Annotated in this window: 3 protein-coding genes; 1 reads left to right on the top strand and 2 read right to left on the bottom strand. The window is 60.5% G+C overall.

What is annotated here, in order from left to right:
• Together ABS769_RS22285 and ABS769_RS22290 are read right to left on the bottom strand one after the other, a co-directional pair.
• Window positions 1–157 (bottom strand): transposase (locus ABS769_RS22285; protein WP_233368074.1); only part of this gene is annotated, 157 nt, incomplete at its 3' end.
• A gap of 99 nt (window positions 158–256) precedes the next feature.
• A complete protein-coding gene (locus tag ABS769_RS22290) occupies window positions 257–1420 on the bottom strand; it encodes a zinc-dependent alcohol dehydrogenase (protein WP_317063395.1) in 1164 nt (387 codons plus the stop codon).
• Between the two features lie 260 nt (window positions 1421–1680).
• Here ABS769_RS22290 and ABS769_RS22295 point away from each other — a divergent pair, with 260 nt between their 5' ends.
• Window positions 1681–2325, top strand: coding sequence for a DUF4142 domain-containing protein (locus ABS769_RS22295; RefSeq protein ID WP_317063397.1), 645 nt, complete (start codon window positions 1681–1683; stop codon window positions 2323–2325).
• Window positions 2326–3143 lie beyond the last annotated feature (818 nt).

Consider the following 3143-nt stretch of genomic DNA (forward strand, 5'->3'; position numbering starts at 1 on the left):
AGTTGCCAAAGCGCTTGGGTAGGCCGCGCCATTTGCAGCCATGCTCGGCAACGTAAAGGATGGCGTTGACCACTTGCAGGTTGGTCATGCTGACATTGCCGCGCTGCGCCGGCAGGCAGTGTTCGATTAGAGAAAATTGTGCTGGCGTGATCTCCATGCACGATAGTTTAATCGCTCGGGCCATTAGTGTTAACAGGCCCTAGACAAACGGCGCAATCATCGATTGCGCCGTTTGTGTTTGCAGGTTCGCCAGCAGTTATGGCGTCAGCACCACCTTGCGGCAATCGTCCTGTTTCTTGTCGAACAATTCATAGCCGCGCGCTGCGTCGGCCAACGGCATGCGGTGCGAAATGATCGCGCTCGGCTTGAGGTCGCCGTTGCCGATATGTTCCAGCAACTGCGGCATATGTTTTTGCACATGGGTCTGGCCCATCTTGAAGGTGAGCCCCTTGTCGAACGCATCGCCGAACAGGAAGGCGTGGATGAAGCCGGCATACACGCCCGGCACGCTGACCACGCCACAACGACGCGTCGCTGCGATGCATTGACGGATCGCCACACCGCTGCTGCCTTCCAGCTTCAAGGTGGTCAGTGCGGTTTCCACCGCGCTGCCTTCGGCCTCGAAGCCCACCGCTTCGATACTGGCATCAACGCCGCGGCCATCGGTCTGCGAGACGATCACATCGGCCGGGTCGTCAATCTCGTCGAAGTTGATCGGGATGACGCCATACGCCTTGGAGGCGAAGTCGAGCCGATACGCGTGGCGGTCCACCATGAAGATACGTTCGGCGCCCAGCATGCGGCAGCACGCTGCGGCCATCAGACCGACCGGGCCGGCACCGAAGATGGCCACGGTGGAACCTTGTTTGACCCCGGCATCGACCACGGCTTGATAACCGGTGGGCAAGATGTCGGACAGGAACAACACCTGCTCGTCATGCAGGACATCGGGCACCACCAGCGGGCCGACGTTGGCCTTGGGCACACGCACGTATTCGGCCTGCCCGCCCGACAGGCCACCGTAGAGATGGCTGAAGCCGAACAAGGCCGCCGGTGGGCGCATGTCCTTGTGATTCAATGCCGCACCCTTGCCGGTGTTGGTGGTTTCGCACGCGGAAAATTCCTGCAGCACGCAGTGGAAGCAGCGCCCGCAGGCGACCACGAACGGAATCACCACGCGGTCGCCGGGTTTGACTGCCGTGACATCGGGGCCAACATCTTCGACGATGCCCATGAATTCATGGCCGAGAATGTCACCATGCCGCAGATCGGGAATCTTGCCGCGATACAGATGCAGATCCGAGCCGCAGATGGCTGTTGCGGTGACGCGCAGGATCAGATCGTCGCGTTCGACAAGAACCGGATCCGGCACGGTTTCAACCCGTACATCGCGTGAGCCGTGATAGTTGAGGGCAAGCATTGAGATCTCCCGAAAAGGCCGTCGATGCGCGGCAACGTATGCAGTGTTCGTGCAGCATCGTTAAGCCCATCAGCACACAGCGTGCGCACGGTGTGGACGCGTCCGATTGGCGACGCGGCGTTGATGCGCAAGTCACGTCTGGATAACCCTCGCACTCGCACCCTGATGTCACTCGTCAAATCGCTTGCAGTCATTCCACACACCGCGATGCGAACCCGACAATCAATGATCGCCAAGCAACGATCACTCAGGAGGCAATAATGGGACTTTTCAAGATGGTAACCGCCGGCGCCGTGGGCTATGTGGCATACAAGGCGTGGCAGCGTCGTCAGGGCCAATCGACCGATGCGACCAGCGACACCGGCAGCGACCGCGACATTCAGCAGACCACGTTGACCGGACCTGCCGCCAAGAGTGCGACACCACCGCACGGCGACCCACTGCGCACCGACGCCAATATCTCCACCGATCGCAAGCAGGCATTGGGCGCATTGGTCATCTTCAACGAGCAGGAGCGCACGCTGGCGCAACTGGCTGTGGTGAAGGGCATCGGCGGCGAATCGTTGCAGTTCGCACGCAAGATGGATGAAGCCCACAGCGCCGCGCTGACCGACCTCAGCCGTTTTGCGCCGGACCGCAATGGCACCCTGGCGCAGGCCGCATCCGCGCGTGCGGAAGGCACCCGCAAGCGTCTGGACGGGTTGAACGGCAAGGAATTCGAAACGCAGTACCTGCAGGCTAGCGTGACCAGCCATGAGCAGGCGCTGGCACTGCTGGATACGCAATTGAGCAGCGAGCCGGGGTCGAGCGATCTGGGCAAGGAACTGCAGCGTGCCCGCGAAACCATTGCCCAGCACCTTGAACATGCCAAGGCGCTGCGCACCAAGTCGACCCAGCCGCACTGATCAATTGATTGGTGGTCGCTCTTGTAGCGGCCAACAAAACGACTGCGCTCATCGTCAGGTGGGCGCAGTTGTTTTTTTGTTCCCGTTCGCAGATGAGCAGGTTGGAAGTGCGATGTCCTCATCGCCTGGTTGGCTCTGCGGTGTCATAGATGCCGGCATGTAGCAGTCTTGGGTGGATGCATGGCGTGTTCCGACGCTGGATGTGGCGCTACGCATTGACTATCGCGGTGCACGACGCCTGCCGGTCTTGCGCGGATGCTTCGGTTTGCTGCGGGCGCTTGCACGCGTACCGGCGTGGGACACGCCGCAAGTACGTCCGTGTAGGCTCTTACGCGGCATCCATGCCGCGTAAGGTCCCACGCCGGTACGCGTGCAAGCACCTTTCAGGTTTTGTCGGTGGCTGCAGAAAAAGCGAAGGTGTTGCTTGCCTACCAGTAGCCTTAAAGGGTGGATGGGACCCCGCCAATTAACTATCGCCGCGCACGACGCTTGCCGGTTTGCGCGGATGCTTCGGTTTGCTTCGGGCGCTTGCACGCGTACCGGCGTGGGACACGCCGCAAGTACGTCCGTGCAGGCTCTTACGCGGCATCCATGCCGCGTAAATTCCCACGCCAGTACGCGCGTGCAAGCACCACCCATCGTTGTCGGTTGCTGGAGGAAAATCTGCCACTGGTGACTGATCGCGCTTTAGGGAAGATCTGAACAACCAGTCAGTATCTTCGAAGTTCAAGCAGCCTTGTCGAGATGAGGCGTGTAGTTGGCTTGAAGTGCGTAAGGCATGCGTTTTCTGGCGGCATCTCCTGCCGCCAGGCAGCATT

This window comes from Xanthomonas hortorum, assembly GCF_040279205.1.
Taxonomy (GTDB): Bacteria; Pseudomonadota; Gammaproteobacteria; order Xanthomonadales; family Xanthomonadaceae; genus Xanthomonas; species Xanthomonas hortorum_F.

What these genes read in the sequence shown, in the direction of transcription:
- ABS769_RS22290 (WP_317063395.1), bottom strand. Translation starts at nt 1,420, where the DNA reads ATGCTTGCCCTCAACTATCACGGCTCACGCGATGTACGGGTTGAAACC.
- ABS769_RS22295 (WP_317063397.1), top strand. Translation starts at nt 1,681, where the DNA reads ATGGGACTTTTCAAGATGGTAACCGCCGGCGCCGTGGGCTATGTGGCA.